21 protein-coding genes are annotated in these 20,544 nt (G+C 40.9%); 11 read left to right on the top strand and 10 right to left on the bottom strand.

Annotated features, from left to right (window positions below; genetic code table 11):
• The first annotated feature begins 52 nt into the window (after positions 1-52).
• Positions 53-292, top strand: coding sequence for a hypothetical protein (locus tag V7K50_RS17575; protein WP_334962173.1), 240 nt, complete (start codon positions 53-55; stop codon positions 290-292).
• Complete coding sequence (locus V7K50_RS17570; RefSeq protein ID WP_334962171.1) at positions 289-555, top strand: type II toxin-antitoxin system RelE family toxin; 267 nt, start codon at positions 289-291, stop codon at positions 553-555. Before V7K50_RS17575 ends, V7K50_RS17570 begins: the two co-directional genes overlap by 4 nt.
• Before the next feature lie 174 nt (positions 556-729).
• Here V7K50_RS17570 and V7K50_RS17565 read toward each other — a convergent pair whose 3' ends face one another.
• Positions 730-1,266, bottom strand: a complete 537-nt coding sequence (locus tag V7K50_RS17565) for a phosphoribosyltransferase (protein WP_334962169.1) — start codon at positions 1,264-1,266, stop codon at positions 730-732.
• A 98-nt stretch (positions 1,267-1,364) separates the two neighbouring features.
• Between V7K50_RS17565 and V7K50_RS17560 the strand changes: the two genes are divergently transcribed.
• Positions 1,365-2,816, top strand: coding sequence for an MFS transporter (locus V7K50_RS17560; RefSeq protein WP_334962167.1), 1,452 nt, complete (start codon positions 1,365-1,367; stop codon positions 2,814-2,816).
• A gap of 177 nt (positions 2,817-2,993) precedes the next feature.
• Here V7K50_RS17560 and V7K50_RS17555 read toward each other — a convergent pair whose 3' ends face one another.
• From V7K50_RS17555 to V7K50_RS17545, 3 genes are all read right to left on the bottom strand, one after another.
• On the bottom strand, positions 2,994-3,806 hold the full coding sequence (locus tag V7K50_RS17555; protein WP_334962166.1) for a class I SAM-dependent methyltransferase: 813 nt from the start codon (positions 3,804-3,806) through the stop codon (positions 2,994-2,996).
• A 487-nt stretch (positions 3,807-4,293) separates the two neighbouring features.
• Entirely contained in the window at positions 4,294-5,403 is a 1,110-nt protein-coding gene (locus tag V7K50_RS17550) for a response regulator (protein ID WP_334962165.1), read from the bottom strand.
• 110 nt (positions 5,404-5,513) lie between these two features.
• Positions 5,514-5,660 carry a hypothetical protein gene (locus tag V7K50_RS17545; protein WP_334962163.1) on the bottom strand — a complete coding sequence of 49 codons (147 nt, stop codon included), beginning with the start codon at positions 5,658-5,660 and terminating at the stop codon, positions 5,514-5,516.
• A 586-nt stretch (positions 5,661-6,246) separates the two neighbouring features.
• Here V7K50_RS17545 and V7K50_RS17540 point away from each other — a divergent pair.
• From V7K50_RS17540 to V7K50_RS17530, 3 genes are all read left to right on the top strand, one after another.
• Positions 6,247-6,627, top strand: a complete 381-nt coding sequence (locus V7K50_RS17540; protein ID WP_334962161.1) for an RNA polymerase sigma factor — start codon at positions 6,247-6,249, stop codon at positions 6,625-6,627.
• A gap of 722 nt (positions 6,628-7,349) precedes the next feature.
• Positions 7,350-9,107: a hypothetical protein gene (locus V7K50_RS17535; protein ID WP_334962159.1), complete on the top strand. Its 1,758-nt coding sequence runs from the start codon at positions 7,350-7,352 to the stop codon at positions 9,105-9,107.
• Positions 9,108-9,403: 296 nt separating this feature from the next.
• Complete coding sequence (locus V7K50_RS17530) at positions 9,404-10,648, top strand: hypothetical protein (RefSeq protein WP_334962157.1); 1,245 nt, start codon at positions 9,404-9,406, stop codon at positions 10,646-10,648.
• Between the two features lie 81 nt (positions 10,649-10,729).
• Here V7K50_RS17530 and V7K50_RS17525 read toward each other — a convergent pair whose 3' ends face one another.
• Both V7K50_RS17525 and V7K50_RS17520 read right to left on the bottom strand, forming a co-directional pair.
• On the bottom strand, positions 10,730-10,951 hold the full coding sequence (locus tag V7K50_RS17525) for a hypothetical protein (protein WP_334962155.1): 222 nt from the start codon (positions 10,949-10,951) through the stop codon (positions 10,730-10,732).
• Between the two features lie 328 nt (positions 10,952-11,279).
• Positions 11,280-11,447, bottom strand: a complete 168-nt coding sequence (locus V7K50_RS17520) for a hypothetical protein (protein WP_334962153.1) — start codon at positions 11,445-11,447, stop codon at positions 11,280-11,282.
• A gap of 43 nt (positions 11,448-11,490) precedes the next feature.
• On the opposite strand from V7K50_RS17520, the gene V7K50_RS17515 reads away from it, so the two are divergent.
• From V7K50_RS17515 to V7K50_RS17505, 3 genes are all read left to right on the top strand, one after another.
• Positions 11,491-11,907 (top strand): XisH family protein, encoded by a 417-nt coding sequence (locus tag V7K50_RS17515; protein ID WP_334962151.1) that lies wholly within the window; start codon positions 11,491-11,493, stop codon positions 11,905-11,907.
• Positions 11,895-12,224 (top strand): XisI protein, encoded by a 330-nt coding sequence (locus tag V7K50_RS17510; RefSeq protein WP_334962149.1) that lies wholly within the window; start codon positions 11,895-11,897, stop codon positions 12,222-12,224. Before V7K50_RS17515 ends, V7K50_RS17510 begins: the two co-directional genes overlap by 13 nt.
• Positions 12,225-12,354: 130 nt before the next feature.
• Complete coding sequence (locus V7K50_RS17505) at positions 12,355-12,477, top strand: hypothetical protein (RefSeq protein ID WP_334962147.1); 123 nt, start codon at positions 12,355-12,357, stop codon at positions 12,475-12,477.
• A 184-nt stretch (positions 12,478-12,661) separates the two neighbouring features.
• Here V7K50_RS17505 and rtcA read toward each other — a convergent pair whose 3' ends face one another.
• The 3 genes from rtcA to V7K50_RS17490 all read right to left on the bottom strand — a co-directional run bounded on the left by rtcA (position 12,662) and on the right by V7K50_RS17490 (position 16,132).
• Positions 12,662-13,708, bottom strand: coding sequence for an RNA 3'-terminal phosphate cyclase (gene rtcA / locus V7K50_RS17500; protein WP_334962145.1), 1,047 nt, complete (start codon positions 13,706-13,708; stop codon positions 12,662-12,664).
• 144 nt (positions 13,709-13,852) lie between these two features.
• Positions 13,853-15,199, bottom strand: a complete 1,347-nt coding sequence (locus V7K50_RS17495) for an FAD-binding oxidoreductase (RefSeq protein WP_334962143.1) — start codon at positions 15,197-15,199, stop codon at positions 13,853-13,855.
• A gap of 105 nt (positions 15,200-15,304) precedes the next feature.
• Positions 15,305-16,132, bottom strand: coding sequence for an ABC transporter permease (locus tag V7K50_RS17490; RefSeq protein ID WP_334962142.1), 828 nt, complete (start codon positions 16,130-16,132; stop codon positions 15,305-15,307).
• A 100-nt stretch (positions 16,133-16,232) separates the two neighbouring features.
• Here V7K50_RS17490 and V7K50_RS17485 point away from each other — a divergent pair, with 100 nt between their 5' ends.
• Positions 16,233-17,462 carry an ABC transporter substrate-binding protein gene (locus V7K50_RS17485; protein ID WP_334962140.1) on the top strand — a complete coding sequence of 410 codons (1,230 nt, stop codon included), beginning with the start codon at positions 16,233-16,235 and terminating at the stop codon, positions 17,460-17,462.
• 17 nt (positions 17,463-17,479) lie between these two features.
• Here V7K50_RS17485 and V7K50_RS17480 read toward each other — a convergent pair whose 3' ends face one another.
• The gene (locus V7K50_RS17480) at positions 17,480-18,247 is read right to left on the bottom strand and encodes an ABC transporter ATP-binding protein (protein ID WP_334962138.1); all 768 of its coding nucleotides are present in this window, start codon (positions 18,245-18,247) and stop codon (positions 17,480-17,482) included.
• 223 nt (positions 18,248-18,470) lie between these two features.
• Between V7K50_RS17480 and V7K50_RS17475 the strand changes: the two genes are divergently transcribed.
• On the top strand, positions 18,471-20,510 hold the full coding sequence (locus tag V7K50_RS17475; RefSeq protein WP_334962136.1) for a DNA adenine methylase: 2,040 nt from the start codon (positions 18,471-18,473) through the stop codon (positions 20,508-20,510).
• Positions 20,511-20,544: the final 34 nt, after the last annotated feature.

Genomic DNA, 20,544 nt, shown 5'->3' with positions numbered 1-20,544 from the left:
GGAAACTAGAGACAGTGGCAGAAAAAGTAAAACGACCCTCGGATGATTAAAAATGAAACCAGCACACGAAAGAGAACAGTTAATCAAAGATATCAACTTACTGTTAAACCAAGCTTATGACAGTACTCTAGATGAAATTTATGCACTACTTCAAAAAATCGAAGATGAAGAGGAAGATGAAGATTTAAAATCCTATGAGCTAGCAAAAAAAGACGCTGAGATTGATGGCTCAGTGTCATGGGAGGAAGCTAAAAAAGAACTTAAACGAGAAATAAAAAAGGAAGTTGCGTGAGTTATAAAGTTGAAATATTAAAGGGGGCATTAAAACAACTTAAAAAACTATCGCCAGAACTTCAAGAACGAATACAAGTTAAAATTGATAATTTAGCCACAGAACCCCTTCCAAACGGGGTAAAAAAGTTAAAAGGTAAAGAGAATGCTTATAGGATTAGAGTAGGTGAGTATCGAGTTATATACGATATTTTTGATGATATTCTAATGGTGAATGTTGTAGAAGTTGGACATCGTAGCAAGGTTTATAAGGATGAAAGTTAGCACTAAGTAAGTCGGTGAGAAAAATTCAATGTATATGAAGAAATATAAATTAGCTGTAGGGTGTGTTATGCCTTATAGCAACGCACCTGGGATTGTTGACGGTGCGGCGCTTGGCGACAACACACCCTACATTAAAATTTCTTAACATAGCTGGAAATATTAGCACCGACTTACTTAATTAGGGCTTGCTGAATCAATCACATCTTCAACATTACCTGCAAGTTCTGCGATGTTCATCTGCTCGTAGTGTTCAAAGGGTTGGTGAATCCAGGGGTTCTCAGCCAAGTAATCGACATAATAATCGGGTGCTATAACTGAACAGGCTTTATACCAAAGTACGGCGGTGCGAATTTCCTCAATGGGGGAATCAGTATTTTGCTTGAGCCAAGGTATAGTTTCTTGCAGTGTGATCCCAGAGTCTACTAAGTCATCAACTAGGAGAATACGCGAACCTAACTTTTCAGCAGTCATCGTCAAGTGGCGTGAGAAAATTAAATTACTTCTTTCTTGCTTGCCAGTGCCACTGTAAGATGAGGTTGCTAAAATTGCCAGTGGTTGCTGGTATATACGGGAAAGAATATCTCCAATTCTTAGTCCCCCTCTGGCCAGACAGATAATCTGGTTAAATTTCCAACCGGATTGATAAATCTGAATAGCCAGTTGTTCAATTTTTTGGTGATAATCTGACCAAGAAACATAAAGGTCTGGCATAAGTCTAACGGGAGTGGTAGATAACTAGTATTGAAGGCGATGTCTACGACGGGCTACGCCTACCCAAACTTTATATTTTAGTATGAGTGCAAGTTATTATGAACGATTCTGTTGCTGATGGCGATGCCCAACGAGATATTCTCAGTAAAAAACTCGACTTAAAAACAAAGCTGGCTTACGGTGCAGGAGATTTAGGCCCAGCAATTACTGCAAATATCTCGGTCTTTTATCTCCTGTTTTTCTTTACCAATATCGCTGGTATCCCTGCGGGTTTAGCTGGCAGCATTTTGATGATTAGCAAAATCTGGGATGGTGTAAACGATCCGCTTGTTGGGTTCCTGAGTGATAAAACGAAATCTCGTCGCTGGGGTCGTCGTCTTCCTTGGATGTTTTATGGGGCAATTCCCTTTGGAATTTTCTTCTTCTTGCAGTGGATTGTACCCCAATTTAGTGCAAATCACAGTGATAATGTTTGGCCGTTATTCTGGTATTACGTAATTATTGGGGTGATATCTCAGTCTTTTTACACGGTTGTAAATTTGCCTTATACGGCGATGACTCCAGAACTAACTCAAGATTACGACGAACGCACTAGTCTTAACACCTTTCGCTTTACATTTTCCATTGGTGGTAGCATTCTGTCATTGATTTTAGCGCAAATTGTTTTTTCCCAAATTGCCGATCGCCAACAACGATATGTCTTTTTAGCAGCAATTTGTACGGTAATTTCGATTTTAGGATTATATTGGTGCGTTTTTGGAGTCCGCGATCGCATCTTGGCTTTTGAGGCCAAACGCATCCAAGCCGAGGAACCTGCATCTCTCCCCTTCCCCGAACAGCTAAAAATTGTCTTTAGCAACCGACCTTTTCTATTTGTTATTGGTATATATCTTTTTTCTTGGCTAGGTGTGCAAATTACAGCCAGTATTATTCCCTATTTTGTAGTAAATTGCATGGGTCTCAAAGAATCAGATGTGCCTACACTACTGATTGCAGTGCAAGGAACTGCCCTGTTGATGCTATTTGTCTGGGGGGCGCTGAGTAAAAAACTCGGCAAAAAAGTTGTTTATTTTCTGGGAATGAGTTTATGGATAATAGCCGCCGCAGGACTATTTTTCTTACAACCTGGTCACATAGTTTTGATGTATGTGATGGCTGTTATGGCTGGTATTGGCGTGTCCACAGCTTATCTAATTCCCTGGTCGATGATTCCAGATGTGATTGAATTAGATGAACTCCAAACCGGACAACGCAGAGAAGGCATTTTTTATGGCTTCATGGTTTTGCTACAAAAATTTGGTTTAGCTTTCGGACTGTTTTTGGTGGGAAATGCTTTGCAAGTATCGGGTTTCAAAGAATCCTTAGCCGGAAGTCCACCACCCATCCAACCGGAATCCGCACTTTTTGCGATTCGCGTTGCTGTTGGGCCTATACCTACAGTTTGTTTGATTTGTGGCTTAGTTTTAACGTATTTTTACCCAATTACCCGCGAGATGCACGCAGAGATCATGCTGAAACTCAAAGAACGACAAGAGAAAAGGGAGAGTTAAGGGAGCAGGGGGAGCAGGGGGGAATTTTGGAAGTTGCTAAATAGGCATCTCCAGAAATTAAATATGCGTTACCCAGAACCCTTGTAGAGACGTAGCAGTGCTACGTCTCTACTTTTTCGGAGATGTCTAATAATCCCGCTTTCTCTGCAACCCCAGATTTTTTGTGTTATGGCAAGCTCACCTTTCTAGCTTACGGCCAACCATATACCACAAACCCACGGCATAGGGAATGTAATGGAGTTCTGTAAAACCTGCTTTCGCAAACTCGTACTCAAAGTTGAAATGGATAAAGTCATCCAACCACGGTTCTTGAAAAGAAGCGCTCAGGGCGTATTCACCACGATAGGTGTCAGCGTATAGTACCCAACCTCCGGGTTTGGTAATCCGGTACATCTCTTTAAGAATCTTAGGCGTCCACTCTTTAGGTGTCTCGTGCAAGAGTAGCGATGACGTGACAAGATCAAAGGAGTTGTCAGGATAGCCAGTGTTACGCGCATCCACCTGCTCGAACGAAGCCCGCTCACTAAATCCAACCTTGTTAAACTTGTGCTGACTGATGACCAGCATATAAGGCGAAACATCAGTAACGCGAAAAGTGGCCTGTGAAAACCGTCGTGCTAGGGCCAGCGCTCCACCAGCCGTACCTGCACCAAGCTCTAGCACCGTCTCAATTTGGGTGTCTTCAGGAATTAGTTCAGCCATTTTCTCGCGCAGCTGCTGGCAACTAACATTGTGGCTGAGGGGAATAATGGCATCCATCGCCGCATCCCACGCTAAACACGACTGAGGGTTGGTGTAGGAATCCGTTGTCCCATGAATGGGAGCGTGGATGTAGTCAGGGTAATATTCATGGTCGGTATGGTAGCCTTTGAGTTCCTCTTCCCAATTAATTGAGGCATATTCCTGCATTACTAAGGGCATTGCTGCGGTAACGCGTTGAATCACCTCGGTTCGATACGCTTGTTTCTCCTGTGCGCTCCATCTTGGCATAAATGAATATCTCCTACTGACACTCGTTGCTGGCGTTCCTAGACTCCAACTTGGAAACAAGAAATAAACTGCAAATACACTGATATTCTAGTATCTTTTTTGTATGAGATGCAGATGATGCTTGGCAGATTGCCCCATGCCCAATTAGGAGTCCCTTGTATTTGCGATCGCAAACTGACTTAACCTAAATATATGCCTTTAGCAGAGGTAAATTTAAAGGCTATGTTCGATTTTTAAATACAGGGTAAGTATCAGGAAGGACTGAACTCAGTCTTAACCATAAGATCCCCGACAACTTTTACGAAGTCGGGGATCTTAGTCTCTCGATTTTCACAACTCATTTAGGATTGCTATGGTAGATTTATTGTGGAAGTGCGATCGCTTTTGGGACAATACGCTTGCGTGAACATAAGCAGAAACAAAAACCCTCTCCCGTTAACTTTTTGCTTCTCTTTCTATCTCCTTTGCTCCCCTGCCCCCACTTCCCCTAATCTTTCACCTCACGCACGGTAATTGAAAAGCCATCTCCCAACTTAACTGCTATCAAGTCATAGCATTTCTTTTTCATATCCGTTTCCCAAAAAAATTCTTGTTGGAGTGGTTCTCCTGTTTCAACCACCTGCACTAACTTTTCAAAAAATCCTGGAGTGAGTCGATTGAGCAGTTTCTTTTGCATTGAATTATTAGTGAGTTCTTGTCGTTTTTTCCCCAAGAGTTTGGCAAAGACAGGATTAACTAATAGATAGCGAAAGTCTTCGATTTCTCCAGTTACCATATTCCTCATGGACTGCATGGCGGCAATTCCATCTCTGGAACTGTTCAGCACACTGGCTAGGAGAGCGCGAGATTGGTAGAGAATTTCTGCGGTTTGTTGATGTTGCTCGATTTCTCGTCGAAGCTCGTGTTTTTGCTGTTGGAGGGTGAGGTGAGTTTGAATGCGGGCGATGAATTCTTCGGTTTGAAAGGGTTTGGTGATGTAATCTACTCCCCCGACTTGAAAGGCTTTGACTTTATCAAAAACTTCGTTTAATCCACTGAGGAAAATAATGGGAATGCTTGAAGTTTCTTCGTCAGCTTTCAGGATTGAGCAGACTTGATAGCCATCGATATCTGGCATTTTTATATCGAGTAAAATGACATCCGGGGGATTTTTGCGGACGGCTCTTAATGCCATATTACCGTTGGTGACGCTGCGAACTTTGTACCCCTGTTTGCTTAAGATGTCGTTTAAAAAATGCAGGTTTTCGATGAGATCATCAACAATTAAGATGTTGCCTTTGGGGTCTTCAGTTTGATCGGTGTCGCTTTCTGCGATTTCTAGAGGGGACTGAGTGGGGGTGGCGCTTCGTTCTAAAAGTAAATTGCGAAAGTTATTTTTGCTTACTTTTTTTTCGAGTAAGTCTGAAAGGTGTTTCCATAATAGGCAGGCTAAGTCTTTAATATGCCCCACGCTCATGTATAAGCTATCAGCAACATCTCTGTAGGTTTCATCTTCCCAAGCGGCTTTGAGAATTCCTTTTTCTGGGGCGGTTAGTTGTTTACCTGTTTTGGATTCAAGGGTAGATTCTACCCATTCGATTGCTTCTTCAAATGTCATGCGGGGTTAGATGTCATTTTGCTGGGTTTTTGATGTTTGCAGGCTGTATTGTATGTTACTGGAGTTTCCTCATTAGCGATCGCCCTTGGTGCAGCGTGTCCCCAAGGGACTCAGCTTACCGTTCCTCCTTCGCGTAGCGTCTCGTAGAGAAGGCGATCGCCATTGCTCCAGGGAGTGTTGCCGTTTGTAGATACTGTTTTATCATTTTCTACTCTTAGACTTTTATGCCCACCCGTATTTTCTCGTAATTTTTTCAAAAATCAAATAGAATTTTTATAATACTTATTAATAATTCAACTTAAGTATTTATATCATCAATTCCTCTCATAAGATGCTTCACCTTTTTTTGTGAATTCTCTTGAGAGCATTCCTAAGTATAAATATTTAGAGTAAAAATATTAGAGCATTTCTCAGTATAAATACTTTCCGTAAAAAATATTTTAGATATAATCCGACTTTACCCGACCTTAATATCCGACTTTCCGACTGGCACATAGGAGTGAAATGGCAGTAACTTTAAAGACAAGCAGCAAATACCACAATAGCTAATGGTAAAAACTTAACCAAAAATTATTACGCTCAAGTATCTTAAATACAAGCATCGTATATAAAAATACTTAAATAGCTAGGAGGTAAGAGATTTTTATTCTCTATTGACTCTGACCATTTTTCTCGAAAATTAGGCAATATTGACCTATATTGGTCTATTTAGCCAAAAAACTCTGTAAATCTTCATAACTACAATACTTCAGTCTAGCTGTGTTTGATGCGTGAGTTGCTTTTTATACAGAAGGCTGAAATCGAATTTCAATCAAATTTATTAGATTGTTGAGTTCTAACGTTATGGTAGTTTCTCAAACAGTTTTCTCCTCATCAGGGCGTAGTAGTTCTGATGACTTTAGTGCGGCTTTTTGGCAATTGTGGGAGCAGTATCGAGATGAGCTTTACCGATGCTGCATCAAGTGGATTGGTGGAAACCCTACTGATGCTGAAGATGCGCTCTCACGGGCGATGCTCAAGGCTTGGGAAAAGGTGCAACAGTATGCGGGGAAAATTACTAATTTTAAGGCTTGGCTGACAACACTGACTCATAATCTCTGCGTGGATATTCATCGAGAACGCAGTCGGGGGGCGAATCGAGTTGAGGATATAGAAATTTACGCCTCTGGTGAGGAGCAAGGACTGGTTGCTTTTGAGGATACGCCAGAGAGTGATGATTGCTAACATTGCAAAAGACCAAGGACAGGAAGCGCAATTCTGGGATTATGTATCCCCACAGAATGATACAAAAAAATGTAAGAACAACGTTTGATTTTCCACACAAATAAAACTCACAGAAACAAAATGGAAATAGAGAATAAATGCCCAATTTGCCATCAGCAGCTAATGCAAGGGTATGGCTCAAATCACGGTGACATTTTAGTGCATATAGCCCCAGGAGAAAGGGTATTACATGCATTTCATCAGGAATGCTTGAAACCATTGCTAAAGAAAAATTCATGTCCACTCTGTGGGAAAAAACCCGATTGGGAAGTACCTAAAAGTGTTATTCAGGGAGAGGATAAGCTCACAAAAGAGAGTAAGCTCACAATTGAAATCGATTAGTGACTTCTGAAATCGTCATTTAGTTGAAAGGCATCATAGCTGTACAGTGACAAATTAAATGGTGTTGAGACAAATTCCTGTCATCAAGCTAAGGCTTACCTACTTTAGATTTGCAACAATTTGTATTGGTACAGCCTGTAAGTTCTCTGTGGAGCTTCTAAGTTGAATGCTAGAAAATTCAGCCTTTAAACCTTTGATGACATTAATTTGGCACAGCGACAAATAAAAAGTCACTGTACATCTGGATTTCCTCATTGAGTGGATTCCAAATTCCTACAGGAAGCCTTAGCTATCGTTCATCGCTTAATTCAATTAACAGTCAAACAAAAGAGAACACAAAAATGCCTACAGATAGTCAGCAAACTGCTTTAACAGTATATAAAGCAGAAGTCGTAATGAAGATATCTTCTGACCCATCAGGTAAAAGCCTCATTAACGCAATTGATACTGATGGTGAACTGAAGATAATGTTGCAGAAGCAGGAAATGGGATTTGTTTCCGTCAACGTCAATGAAACCATGACAAGTTTAATCCAGGTTAGCGACTTGTTGCGGCTCGCATTCGCTGGCTCAAAAGGACTGCCCTGCTCAACCCCTATATTGGGGATGCAATCTGATTACCAAGATCTTGTCAAGATGAGTATGGTCACAACAGGAGCATTCCTCAGAGCTGCCTTGAGTGCTGTTGACTTTCATGCTAATGCTGTCATGATGTTTGAAGAGGCAATGAAGCCCGAAAACGAAGCTAGTCAACAGGATTTGATTGACGGTGCTATGGAAATGCTACAGCAGTGTAGCACCGTGGCTAAGGATATGGCAGCTCAATGCGATCGTTTGATCAAGAAATGTGATGACTTGATCAAGCAATCAAAGGAATCTTTATTAGCAGCGAATAATGACTCAAACACTACTGCTGCTGAAAAAAAAGAAATCGAGAAAAAAATTGCCGAGATGGAGGCATTGCAGGCTGAACTCAAAGCAAAGAAAGACGAGTACGTTTCGGCGATGGAGAAGTACGATAAGGATCAGGAGAAACTCGATGAGAAAGCTGGGAAAGCGATGTGGGTAGATATGGCAGCAACGGTGGTGTCGGGTCTTATTCAGGCAAGTGCTTCTGTTGCTTCTGGTGTTGTCGCAGTTTATGGTGGTCCACAGGCTCAAATAGCAAAAACTGCGGGTACACTTGCGAAGTCATCCGCAGGTAGTTCATCCGAGGAAGCGGCTCCGGTTTCTGAAGCATCAGCTTCCTCTGATGAGAAAGCCCAGAGTATTCTTGTGCAGTCAGAACGCAAAGCTAAAAATAAAGCAGCTATCGAAGAGAACAAAAAACAACTAGGGGAAGCTGAAAAGAAACTAGAAAAAGAAAAAGCAAAGGTAAAGGCTCTAGAGAGTTCAAGAGACAGTGTTGAGAAACTCGATATTGCGAAAAAAAGGGCAGAGCTTCTCGAAGAACAAATCAACGGGTTGAAGGAAGAATCAAAGAATCTTGCAGACGCTCGGAAAAAGATCGAAGAAGCTGGTAAAGCATTGTCTGATTCTCTTGGGAAGGTGAGTGATAAGGCTGCAAAACAGGCAGAGAGTCTTTCAGCGCGTGCAGAGGCAGCAGGTGAAAAGGCTTACGAGTTTAGAAAGCTTAAAGCTCAGGTAGCTGGAGAATTAGAAAAAGTAGTTATCACGTTGGCAGCAACGCAGGTTAGCAAGAATACAGTCGAAAAAACTCTCGCTTCTCTCGAAGTTGTTCTAGCAGTGCTTGGTAGGATTAAGACGGCATTCTCAAATACAAAAGTGTTTTGGGAAGGTGTTCAGGCTCATTGTGAGTCTCTTTCTGGTGGTGCATCTGCGGCTGAGAAGTTTAAGAAAACGATTAAAGTGCCGGCTATGCGCGAAAGATTAATGCTGACGGTGAAAGGCACTGCTCTCAGTTGGATGGCTCTTTCCTATATCAATTACCGGGCCTACAATGCCATGAAGTTAGCAGGTGCTGAGGTTGATAAAGCGATGAGTAATATCCCTGGAGCGGATGAGTGCGACGCAATAGTCAGTAAGCTCGGCCCCCAAATATTAAGCCAGATCAAAGCCGAGAGGACAGCTTCGGAATGAGGATTAAATAAAATAATGTGCTAACTTGTTTAGGCATTAAAGTTTTGTGACTTATTTAGTGGCGTTGCTCAATCTGGGGATGATTGCATTTCCGCCATTTTTGAAAGCCTTGTTAATCAGTGGTTTCAGAACCTGGTGATTTTAAATTCATCCTATCACCGAGCAACGCCTATTTAGTTTCCCTTACTGACTATGCAAATGCATAAGGTCAAGTACTGTTTTCCTAGACAAAGTGGGGTAGGGGTTTAGCTCCTCACTTCATTTTTGTTTAAATTTATTGAACATAGGAGTATTTTATGTTGAGTGGAGCGAGTGAACCGATTTCTTCAGATATTGTGCAATATAGTGAGTTGACTGATATGGTACTTGCTAATATCGGAAAGGACAAGACAGGATCTACCTTGGAGAAGACTTTGGATGAAAATCCGTTATTAAAAGAGCGGGTAGTCCAGATAGCAGATACGATGTTCACTATCGATTTTACTAAACACATCTCGTCGCTTAAGGTTTCAATCAAGGCGTTAGACCTAATCGCCATTCCCTACGTCGTTGTGAAAATGAAGTCGCCCATTGTGAATGTTGGTACAAAGCTTTACAAGTTGATGATTGTAATTAAAGATGATATTCGCTATTTTGCTCCGGCTTCTCTTGATTGTGTTTCCTACCATTCAAATGCTTTGACGTTGTTTCAAGAGGCCATAAAGAAAAACACACTAGAAGAACAAAAGGCACAAATTCAGGTTACTCTTGACGAGATTGCAAAATGCGAAGAGGTTGCAAAACAATTTTCGGCGAAGTGCAGTGATTGTTTGTCACAAATAGAGGAAGTAATAAATGCAATTCGAGAAGCTTTGCTCACAGCTTCTAGGGAACTCACAAAAACATTGTCGGAGAAAGAGGGGCTAGACAAACAGATTGCTACTAAGGAAGCTGAGATTCAGGGTATGCAAAAACGTTTTGATGAACTCAGGAAGGCGGAAAAGGAAGAAGAAGCAAAGCAGCCAGCTGATCATAGAAATTTTTTCACTTCTATAATTCCGTGGAAAGTTGAAGCAGATAAGGATTACAAAAAGGCAGTGGAAGCTCGTGAAAGACATCTTAGGGAAATCAAAGAAGAACAAAATAAACTCAACCAGGAAATGGAGAGGTTTCAAAGAGAAAAAAGCGTTGCTAGTTCTGAACTAAGCATAGCTGAGAGTGTAGTGAGAGTGCTTACTGACATTCTTAAGGTAACGGGAGTGTTAAAAACATTTTTATCTGATGCAAATTCGTTCTGGAGTGATTTAGCGATTCGTTGTAATGGATTACAAAAGATGAACTTGGAGAGAATCGCCATCAATGCAAGGTTTGAGACAGGTGTAAACAATAGCCTTCGCAAGGGTGCCCTTTACTGGATGGCTGTTGGACATATTCACTATGCTTCTGTTTATGACTTAGGCTTAGATTCTACCTTAATTCAGGATGTTCCTACCTTAATTCAGGATGCTCCTACCTTAATTCAGGATGTTGTGAAAAATTTAACTCGATGGTTCGCTGATTGAACACACTCAATGGCACGCTGTTGTTTATCGGGTTCATCCTGAGAATACCCATAGATGAGAATATTAGTATCAAGAAAAACTCTATCGGACATTAGCCTCTTCTCGATTAAAGTCAAATCCTTGAGTATTTAAAGAAATTGCGTTGAAAGTCACTTGTTTTGGCTTTTGCACAGGTTCTGACAAAAGTTCTGAGTCATTTAAAACAATCACACGGATAGCTTTACCTTCCCACTGAGATGAATATTCTGGGGGAATGACAACTGTACCATTATGAATAATGGCCTTAAATTCAATGGCTTCCATAGGTTAGCTCAATAAAACTTATGTCTAGTTTAGTATGAATTTTCTGGACTTTGCTGAATAACACTAAGCTTGATTCTAAGAGGTTGTTTGAAAAGTGTTTTGCTGTGACTTTAGGCACTTTTAGATCCCCCCTAACCCCCCTTTTTAAGGGGGGAACCGGAATTAAAGTCCCCTTTCTTAAGGGGGATTTAGGGGGATCTAAAACTTTTGATACCGACAAGAGGACTTTTCAAACATCCTCTAAGGATCAAGCTTAGTGCGATCGCTTGAGAATCAAGAAAATTGCTACATTTTAGAGCGTAGGCGTAGCCCACCGCAGGTATCGCCTTTACAAATCACGCAGAAACCCAATTGCGATCCTACAACGTAACAGAGCGATCGCCTTTTTTACAGGAGGGCGTAGGCGTAGCCCGTCGTAGACATCGCTTTTGTGTGGGGAGAAGGGCGACGCCGAATAGCCCGCACTTCGGCTGCGCTCAGTGACCGTCGTAGACATCGCTTTATGGTATGAGTATTGGTAAAATAAATTTAATTTATGTATGCCAGCTAAAGATATATTTCATAATACAGTTAAAACAGCCCTCGAAAAAGATAAATGGACAATTACTGACGAGCATCTATTTATTCAAGTTGAGGATATTGATTTTTACATAGACTTAACAGCAGAGAGAATTTTAGCTGCTGAAAAAACTGGTAAAAAAATAGCAGTAGAGATAAAATCCTTTTTAGGAGCTTCAGACGTAACTGAATTTCACCTAGCTCTTGGTCAATGTCTCAACTACCGTTCAGCATTGAGATTGACAGAACCTAATCGGATTTTGTATTTAGCCATTCCAGTAGATGTTTATAATGAGTTTTTTAGTCGGAAGTTTATTCAAAGAATTATTGCTGAATATCAACTAAAATTACTAATTTTTAATCCAGAGCAAGAGGAGATAGTTATATGGAGAGACTAAATTATCAAGAAATAGTCCAAAAAATTCTGGAAACTCATGCCAAAAATCGCTCAAATAGTCAGACAGAAGTCAAATTGTTATTTGATACTGAGCGCGATCGCTATCAAGTTATGAATATTGGTTGGCAAGAGCTAACGCGAATATTTGGTTGTATTATTTATGTAGAAATTAAAGATGGCAAAATTTGGATCGAACGCGATGGAACGGAAATCGGAGTGGCTAATGAATTAGTAGAAGCTGGAGTTCCTAAACAAGATATAGTTTTGGCTTTTAAAGCCCCATACAAACGAAAATTTACTGACTTTGCTGCTAGTTGAAGTACATAGGAGTTAGGAAATCTACGGCAATTAGGGAAATAACAACTTTATAGCGATCGCCTTGTCTTGTAAGCTAACGCACCTTTTCAATTATCGGTTAAATGTCTATGATGCTGTAAGCCAGAGAGCGATGTCTACGACGGTCACTGAGCGCAGCCGAAGTGCGGGCTATTCGGCGTCGCAACTTCTTCACCCAACAACTGCGATCGCCATAACACACCAAACTATCGCGATCGCTCTCTCTAACAGATAAAGTAGAGCGATCATAGCTCTTCCTGCATGATGGAATCGTAATCCTGCCCCCCGTAAAAAACGCCGTGGATTATTACCCTATCGGCTGTTACCGAAAAGGCGATGGTGGCACCTTTGGCATACCCGATAATCCGCAAATGCGATCGCAATCATACTTGATCAGAAAGCACTAATAAACACTTGTTTCATCTAGTCAAACTTTTTACTGACACTATTTTCTCAGCTTCATCTACCGTAATTTGCGCCAGCCCAAATTGTTCAATTACTGCTGCATTTGTCGTCAAATGTCTACTCACCTCAGCCACCCGATAATGACTTTCCTGTGAAGCTAAAGCAGCCGGCAATAATAGCTGATCTGCTAAGTGTTCATCCACTGCTGCGCCAGTGTGGTGAAACTCAAGGAGTTGCTGACAAGCAATCTCTGCAACCGTCTCCGCAGACAACCGCAAACGCCCAAATCCACCAAAGCCAGTCAAGCTGTTCTCATACTCAGCAGTTAAAAAAATACCCGCCCCAGGTGCCACGCCTCTTTCTCGCAAAGTCTGTACAGTAACTTTCAAATGGGCTGACCGTAACAAATTCTCCGCCCGATTCGCCATCCGTTGGGGAATATGAGAAGGCAATTCCGTTACCACCGCTAGCCCCCGCACCTGTTGTAAATCTCCGCGTTCCAACAAGTTGATCCCGTTGAGTTTACCACCACCACTCACCTGCAACTCTACCTCTCCCCCACCTTGGGGAAACCACCCCCAAGCGCCTAACTTGACTTGGGCTTCTACACCCATGCGTTGCAGTATCGGCAAATAAACTTGCTCAATGTACGTCACTGTTGGGCTAAAATTTACATGAGTTCCGCCCTTGAGTGTTACCTGGGAATTGCCAGATGCTAGTGCCAAAGGTAAGAGAATTGTCTGTAAAACTAGAGCGATCGCACCCGCCGAACCACCTTGTTGTACTTTAGTAACATCAAAGGTATAAATTCCCGCTTGCACACCACTACCTGGAATGAATTCCAGCACCATCGAACCCAAAGCATCACCCCGTAGTTGGGCATTACAAATTCTCGCCGCCGCCCGAACTGCTGTTAAGTGTTGTGCTGCTAATCCTGGCTTTTTGCGTCCGGCGCGAATGCCTGAAATCAGTATGGGTTCGCCGGTGATAGCGGCTAGACTTAAGGAAGTGCGAAGAACTTGTCCGCCTCCCTCTCCGTAGGAACCGTCAATTTCAATCATGGGCGATTTTGGGATGATGGATTTTGGGTTATCCCCACGGTTCTTAAAATCAAACCACAAATTATAACCGTCCAGAAACTAGCTTTTAGGAAGAAGGTTACACAAATATACAGAGAAAGTTCTGATATTTGTTTGTGTAGTTTGTTAATTTGGAATTTGGAATTGAATAACCTTGCTTTTACCGGGGTTCATCAACCTGTATGGATCAGCCATTTCTTTAAATTTCAACTGCTCAGGATCAATAACTTTTCTGCCGCCATCTTCAATAATATACGTATGAGGATTGGCAATACTCACACCATGTTTTTCGTGATAACGGATAATCTCATTGAGGCGTTCTTCTGTGGTGTAGCGCACAAGTTGCAAAGCACCAGGAACTACACCACCGTTCACCCGAAAAAATTCCAAATGCATCATTACCTCATCGCCGAAGTGATGATACATATGATCTACCATTTGCAAACTTTTATCCGCAGGAAACATACTTTGTAAATAGGTAATTCCAGTATCTACACTCCTGGCGTGTAAGGTGGTGTGGTTCCAGCTAAATTCTGCTAAATGTGTACCTTTGGCTGCTTCCTCGGCTGGTTTTTTATAAGTAATCTGGCCACCGTATTGCTGCACCAAACCTGGTAAGAATTCCAAACTCGATTCGGCAATTATCAAAAATACTGGGTGAGTCCCTTCAGGAATATACTCTTGTAGGGCATGAAAGTATTGAGGAATTGGGGATGCAAAGACAGAAATTAACTTCTTAATCATGCCATCAGCATTGCCAAGCGCCTGACCAAACTTTGCTGCTGTCATAAACTCGTCAAATGTGACAATGACTTCTGCCCAAGGATAAGCTGGACTTAAAGGGATTTCGACTTCGGTGATAATGCCGTTAATTCCCCAAGCATGATTGACTTTTTGTACATCGTCACCGCGTAATTCGATGGCACGGGGTTGATCTTCTACAGTTATCACTCGCAATGCTAGGATATTACCGCGATCGCCTAGTAACCCATATTGGATCGAACCAATACCCCCACTCCCCCCAGCAATAAATCCGCCAATTGTGGCTGTACGGTACGTGGAGGGTGCCATGCGGATTTCCCAGCCGATTTCTCGTGTTTTTTTATCTATAGCTGCCAACTTCATCCCAGCTTCTACCCGCGCCACCCCTGGCTTCATCCAAAGAATCTCTTGCATCCGCGTCATGTCTAAAATTACGCCACCATGCAAGGGTACGCATTGCCCATAATTCCCAGTTCCTGCACCCCGTACAGTGATGGGTACACGGTGTTTCGCACAGGCCCCGGCAACTTTTAAAACCTCTGCTTCATTGGCAGGACGCACTACGATATCCCCAACTTTTCCGTCTAGTTTCGGCACAAGCACCGGGCTAAAGTTGTGGTAATCCTGGGATAATTTTGCTACTTGGGTGGAATCCGTGATGGTTTCTATGCCTTCTAGAGAATTAATTAGGGCATCTAATTTTGTTGTCATATATATTCCTTTTTTTAACGCAGAGGAACGCTGAGGGAAGCGCAGAGTAACGCAGAGAATTAATTCCTCTGCGTTACTCTGCGTAAACCTTTGCGTTTTAAAATCCTAGTTTTCTTGTTTCACTGCACTTTCATGCCACTTACTTAATATAAGGTCAGATAAGGCGCTCAAGCTGACAAAAATTAATACACCCAACCCAGTTGTGAGAAATAATGCTGCAAACATCCGAGGAATTTGTAAGTTGTAGCTGGAAATTAAAATCTGGTAAGCAATGCCAGATTTTGCCCCACCAGTACCCGCAACAAATTCGGCAACCACTGCGCCAATTAATGCTAAACCACCGCTAATTTTTAAACCACCTAAGAAATAGGGCATAGCACTGGGTAAACGGAGATACAGCAGTGTTTGCCAGCGAGAAGCTTTGTAAAGTTGAAATAAGTTGAGCAAGTTTCGGTCAACACTGTTGAGTCCTAGTGTAGTGTTGGATACGATGGGGAAAAAGGCCACTATCCAGGCACAAACTACTAAGGCAGCAAAAGTATTATTTTTTAGCCAGAGGATAATTAAAGGTGCGATCGCAACTATGGGAGTTGTTTGTAAAATTACTGCATAGGGAAATAAACTGCGTTCAATCCATTTACTTTGGGTGAACAAAATCGCCATTAGTAAACCAGAAATAGCCGCAGCAATAAAAGCAACGACTGTGATTTGCAATGTAATTAATAATGATGAAAAAAGCTCGTTCCAGTCAGTAATTAAAGTTTTAAATACTAATAAAGGGCCAGGAAGGATATAAGGAGGTAGATGTGTTATCCGCACAAATATATCCCATAGCGATAATGCTATAATGCCAACCACCATCGGTGCTAAAACGTCAGCCGAAAAAAACTTTCTGGATGTTTTTTGAGATTGAGTGCGACGGATAACCGGCATATAAATTCAAAGTTAAATGTTAAAATTTTAGCGATATTATTATTGCACGTAATACACTACAATCCAGTATTATCCTAACAAACATTATGGTTAAGCATTTATGAAAAAAACTATCACACATCAAACTGCTTTACTATTTATCTGCTCTATGCTGCTGGTAGCTTGTGCTAAAAGTGGCAGTAATGATGGAAATTCCGCAAATAATCCAACAGTGACAACAGGTGCAGCTAATGCTATTCCTATCGGTATCGCCTTTGCCCAAACGAGTAATATAGCATTACTTGGTCAAGAGGGAACTGATGGAGTAAAAATTGCTGAGAAGTATTTTAATAACAAAGGAGGTATCAATGGTAGACCAATTAAATTAGTTTATCAAGATACTGGTGGCGATGAAGTTGGAGCCATTAATGCGTTTCAAAATTTAATTAGTAAAGATAAAGTTGTTGGTATTGTTGGCCCTACCCTATCACAACAAGCTTTTAGTGCTGATCCCGTAGCAGAACGCAATCAAGTTCCAGTTATTGGAGCATCAAATACTGCTAAAGGTATTCCCGAAATTGGTGATTATGTGGCTCGTGTTTCTTCATCTGTTGCTGTTGTCGCTCCTTATTCGGTGAAAGCTGCACTCAAACAAAATCCTAAAATCAAAAGAGTAGCTGTATTCTACGCTCAAAATGATGCTTTCAATAAGTCGGAAACAGAAATATTTCAGAAAACAGTTACAAATTTAGGATTGGATTTAGTCACAGTCCAAAAGTTTCAAACTACAGATACCGACTTTCAAGCTCAAGCCAGCGATGCGATAAATTTAAAACCAGATTTAGTGATTATATCCGGGTTAGCTGTAGATGGAGGTAATTTAGTTAAACAATTACGAGAACTTGGTTATAAAGGAATAATTGTTGGTGGCAATGGTTTTAATACATCCCATATATTTTCTGTGTGCAGAGCGTTTTGTGATGGTGTGATTGTAGCTCAAGCTTATAGCCCTATCTACAACAGTGAAATTAACACTGCATTTCGCAAAGCCTACCTTGAACAATATCATAGAGAACCACCCCAAGTAAGCGCCCAAGCTTTTGCTGCTTTACAGGTATATGTAGAATCTCTGCAATCTTTAGATAAAAAAAGCAACATTAAAAAATTAAACCTGCCACAACTGCGTACAGAATTGAATAAGGAGTTACTAACAAAAAAATATCAAACCCCTCTCGGTGAAATTGCTTTTACACCAGTAGGTGATGTAATTCAAAAAGAGTTTTACGTTGCACAACTCAAGATGGAATCAAACGGTGTCAATGGTAAATTTTCTTTTTTAAGCATAAAATAAATAGTAAATATTAGAAATCATCTCATATTTGTAAGGCTCATCGCTTCAGCAAGATGCTGAGAAACTTCCCGGCAATATTGGTTATAGAGCAATGATGTCCGAAAGTCATCGTCACGGGGATAGGGAGCATCAATTTCTATATCTGCTACAATTCGTCCGGGATTTATCCCCATGACTAGCACCCGATTTGATAAGTACACTGCTTCATAAATATTGTGGGTGACAAAAACCACCGTCCAGTGATGTTGATGCCATAAATCGAGTAAATCACCATTGAGTTTGCTACGAGTAATTTCATCTAATGCCCCAAATGGTTCATCCATCAACAGAATATTTGGCTGAGTAACTAATGCCCTAGCAATTGATACCCGCATCTTCATTCCACCTGATAATTCGCGGGGATAGTTCTCTTCAAAACTCTCTAATCCTACCAGTGCTAATGTCTGCTGTACCAATTTTTGGCTATCTTTTTTAGACATTCTCACCAACTTTAGCGGTAGGCGCACATTCTCTCTGACGTTTGCCCAAGGCATGAGTGCAGCATCTTGGAAAACAAAAGCCAGCTTTCGCGCTTGCTGAGTTACACCCCAATCAATACTACCAGAACTTATGCGCCCCAATCCGGCAATCACGCGCAGAATTGTACTTTTACCACACCCTGAGGGGCCAACTAAACTGACAAATTGCGATTCGGGAATTACTAAATTCAGGTCTTGCAGGGCAACAGTACCATTGGTGTAGACCTTGCTAATCTGATTGAGTGTGATAACGGGACGGTTACTCATTCATTCTCTAGATTAAAATTTGACTGTATCAGAAAATATGGAAAAGATGCTTAATGGTCAACCCAATTATCAGTTAAAACTCAAACTATTAATAACATTTTTTCGAGTAGATGTTAACTAAATGTTCCTATAAATACTGGTAATGCAAATCTGAGTAGTATCGATTTGAGTTTATCTGAACAACATAGTGTTAAATTATAAAATTACATAAAATAGCAAAATTATGAGTAAGCTGATAGCATTCGGTTGGTATGGAGGAAAATACAGTCATCTTGACTGGCTTCTACCACTCTTGTCAAAAACTACTCATTACTGTGAGCCTTTTGGAGGTTCAGCAGCAGTTTTGATAAATAAAGAACCATCACCTGTAGAAACTTACAATGATATTGATGGCGAATTAGTTAACTTTTTTCGTGTACTACGCGATGACAAGAATGAACTCATCAGGGCTATTACTTTCACTCCTTTCTCAAGACGTGAGTTTGAACTTGCCATTTCTCAACCCACTAAAGAGTTATCTAATTTAGAGAGAGCTAGACGATTTTTTGTCCGAGCTAGACAAGTGAGAACAGGATTAGCTCAGACAGCAAGTTACGGTAGATGGGCACATTGTTTGTTGACAAGTCGTGCAGGTATGGCTGGGGCTGTCTCAAGATGGTTAGGGAGCATAGATGACCTTTCTAAAATAGTTCAAAGGTTTCAGCGAGTTCAAATAGAAAATTGCCCAGCAATTGAAGTTATTCAAAGATATGACAACGAAGAAACACTCTTTTACTGTGACCCTCCTTATCCACATGATTCCCGTGGAGACAGCAATGCTTATGGCTACGAGATGACAGATGAAGAACATCGTAAACTAGCTTATGTCCTTCATAATGTCAGTGCTAAAGTTGCTATCTCAGGATATGACTGTACCCTGATGGAGGAATTATATGGTGATTGGCGACGTATTCCAGCACCATCAAAGTCCTGCCACTCTGTTAAAAAGTTACGTACAGAAGTCCTCTGGACAAACTATAACCTAGAATATCAACCTGTACAAATATCTCAAAGTAAGTCCAAAAAATCTAAAAAAGCTATTATGCCAATGCCTCCAGAGATTCTTAACTCAGCCTTTGATAGAGCATCCGAATACATTAGAACGGGTGATGCAATGATGATTGCTCCAGAAATTGTTGATAGAGTCGAATTTGTATGTAGACACCCTCAAAATAAGGTCGGAATCAGGCTTTTATTAGCTTGCTTATTGGCGAAAGTGCATCAACCTCATCTAGATATTCGTAAGCCATTCACTGAAATTGGCACAAAAGATTCTTACTCTGGTCGTTTTTACGATGAATCATATATAGCATTTTTTATTAATGAACGTAACTTACAAGATGTATGCAACCCAACAACTGCTTTTTTAACACCTGCACTTCGTACTAAAGCAATACCTTTAACTTTAGATGCTAAGTTGATAGGAAAACCTGCAATATTATATGAGACTGTTATTCAACTATTTGACGATGTTTTTACAGAACGTGTAGCAACAGAAGACCTGCTTGTAGAAACTATAAAATGGCTTTTGATTCTAAAAAAAGAGAAAGATCAACGCATTCAAAGTCTTATTGCTAATTTAAACACTCTAGATGATCAGGCAATTCCTCTTTCTGCTGAAGCGATTGTAAAACTTATTAGACAGCATTTGGATTGTCCGAGAGCAAGTCGTTTACCAGTGCTGATTGTAGCTGCTGCTTATCAATCAGCCTCAGAACATTTAGGAGAACGATGTTTACCGCTTGAAAGTCACAATGCAGCTGATAAACAAACTGGTTCTTTAGGGGATATTGAAATCAGGCTCATCAATGGGAACAATTTAGTAACCAGCTACGAGATGAAAATGAAACGTATTACTATAAATGACATCAATAATGCCCTGCAAAAAATTACCCTAAGAGTAGAAAAAACTGGATATAAAATTGATAATTACATATTTATAACTACTGAAACTATAGATAAAGATGTAGAAGATTATGCTGCTAATCTCTATGAAAAGACAGGAGGCATAGAGATTGTGGTACTTGACTGTCTTGGTTTTTTACGGCATTTTTTGCACTTGTTTCATCGCTTACGGATGCAATTTGTGGAGGAATATCAAAAGCTTGTGCTTGGAGAACCTGACAGCGTAGTTAGTCAACCCTTAAAGGAGGCTTTTTTAGCATTGCGTCAAGCTGTTGAGTGTGTGGAAGTAGAAATAAACTCAGATGTTGAGACTGAATGAGATACTCCACTTTGAAAGGTAGCTAAAAATCTGG

Origin of the sequence: Nostoc sp., from assembly GCF_036917135.1 — a bacterium.
Lineage (GTDB): Bacteria > Cyanobacteriota > Cyanobacteriia > Cyanobacteriales > Nostocaceae > Nostoc.
Note: the sequence above shows the minus strand (reverse complement) of the source record. Positions and strands in the feature narration are given on the sequence as shown.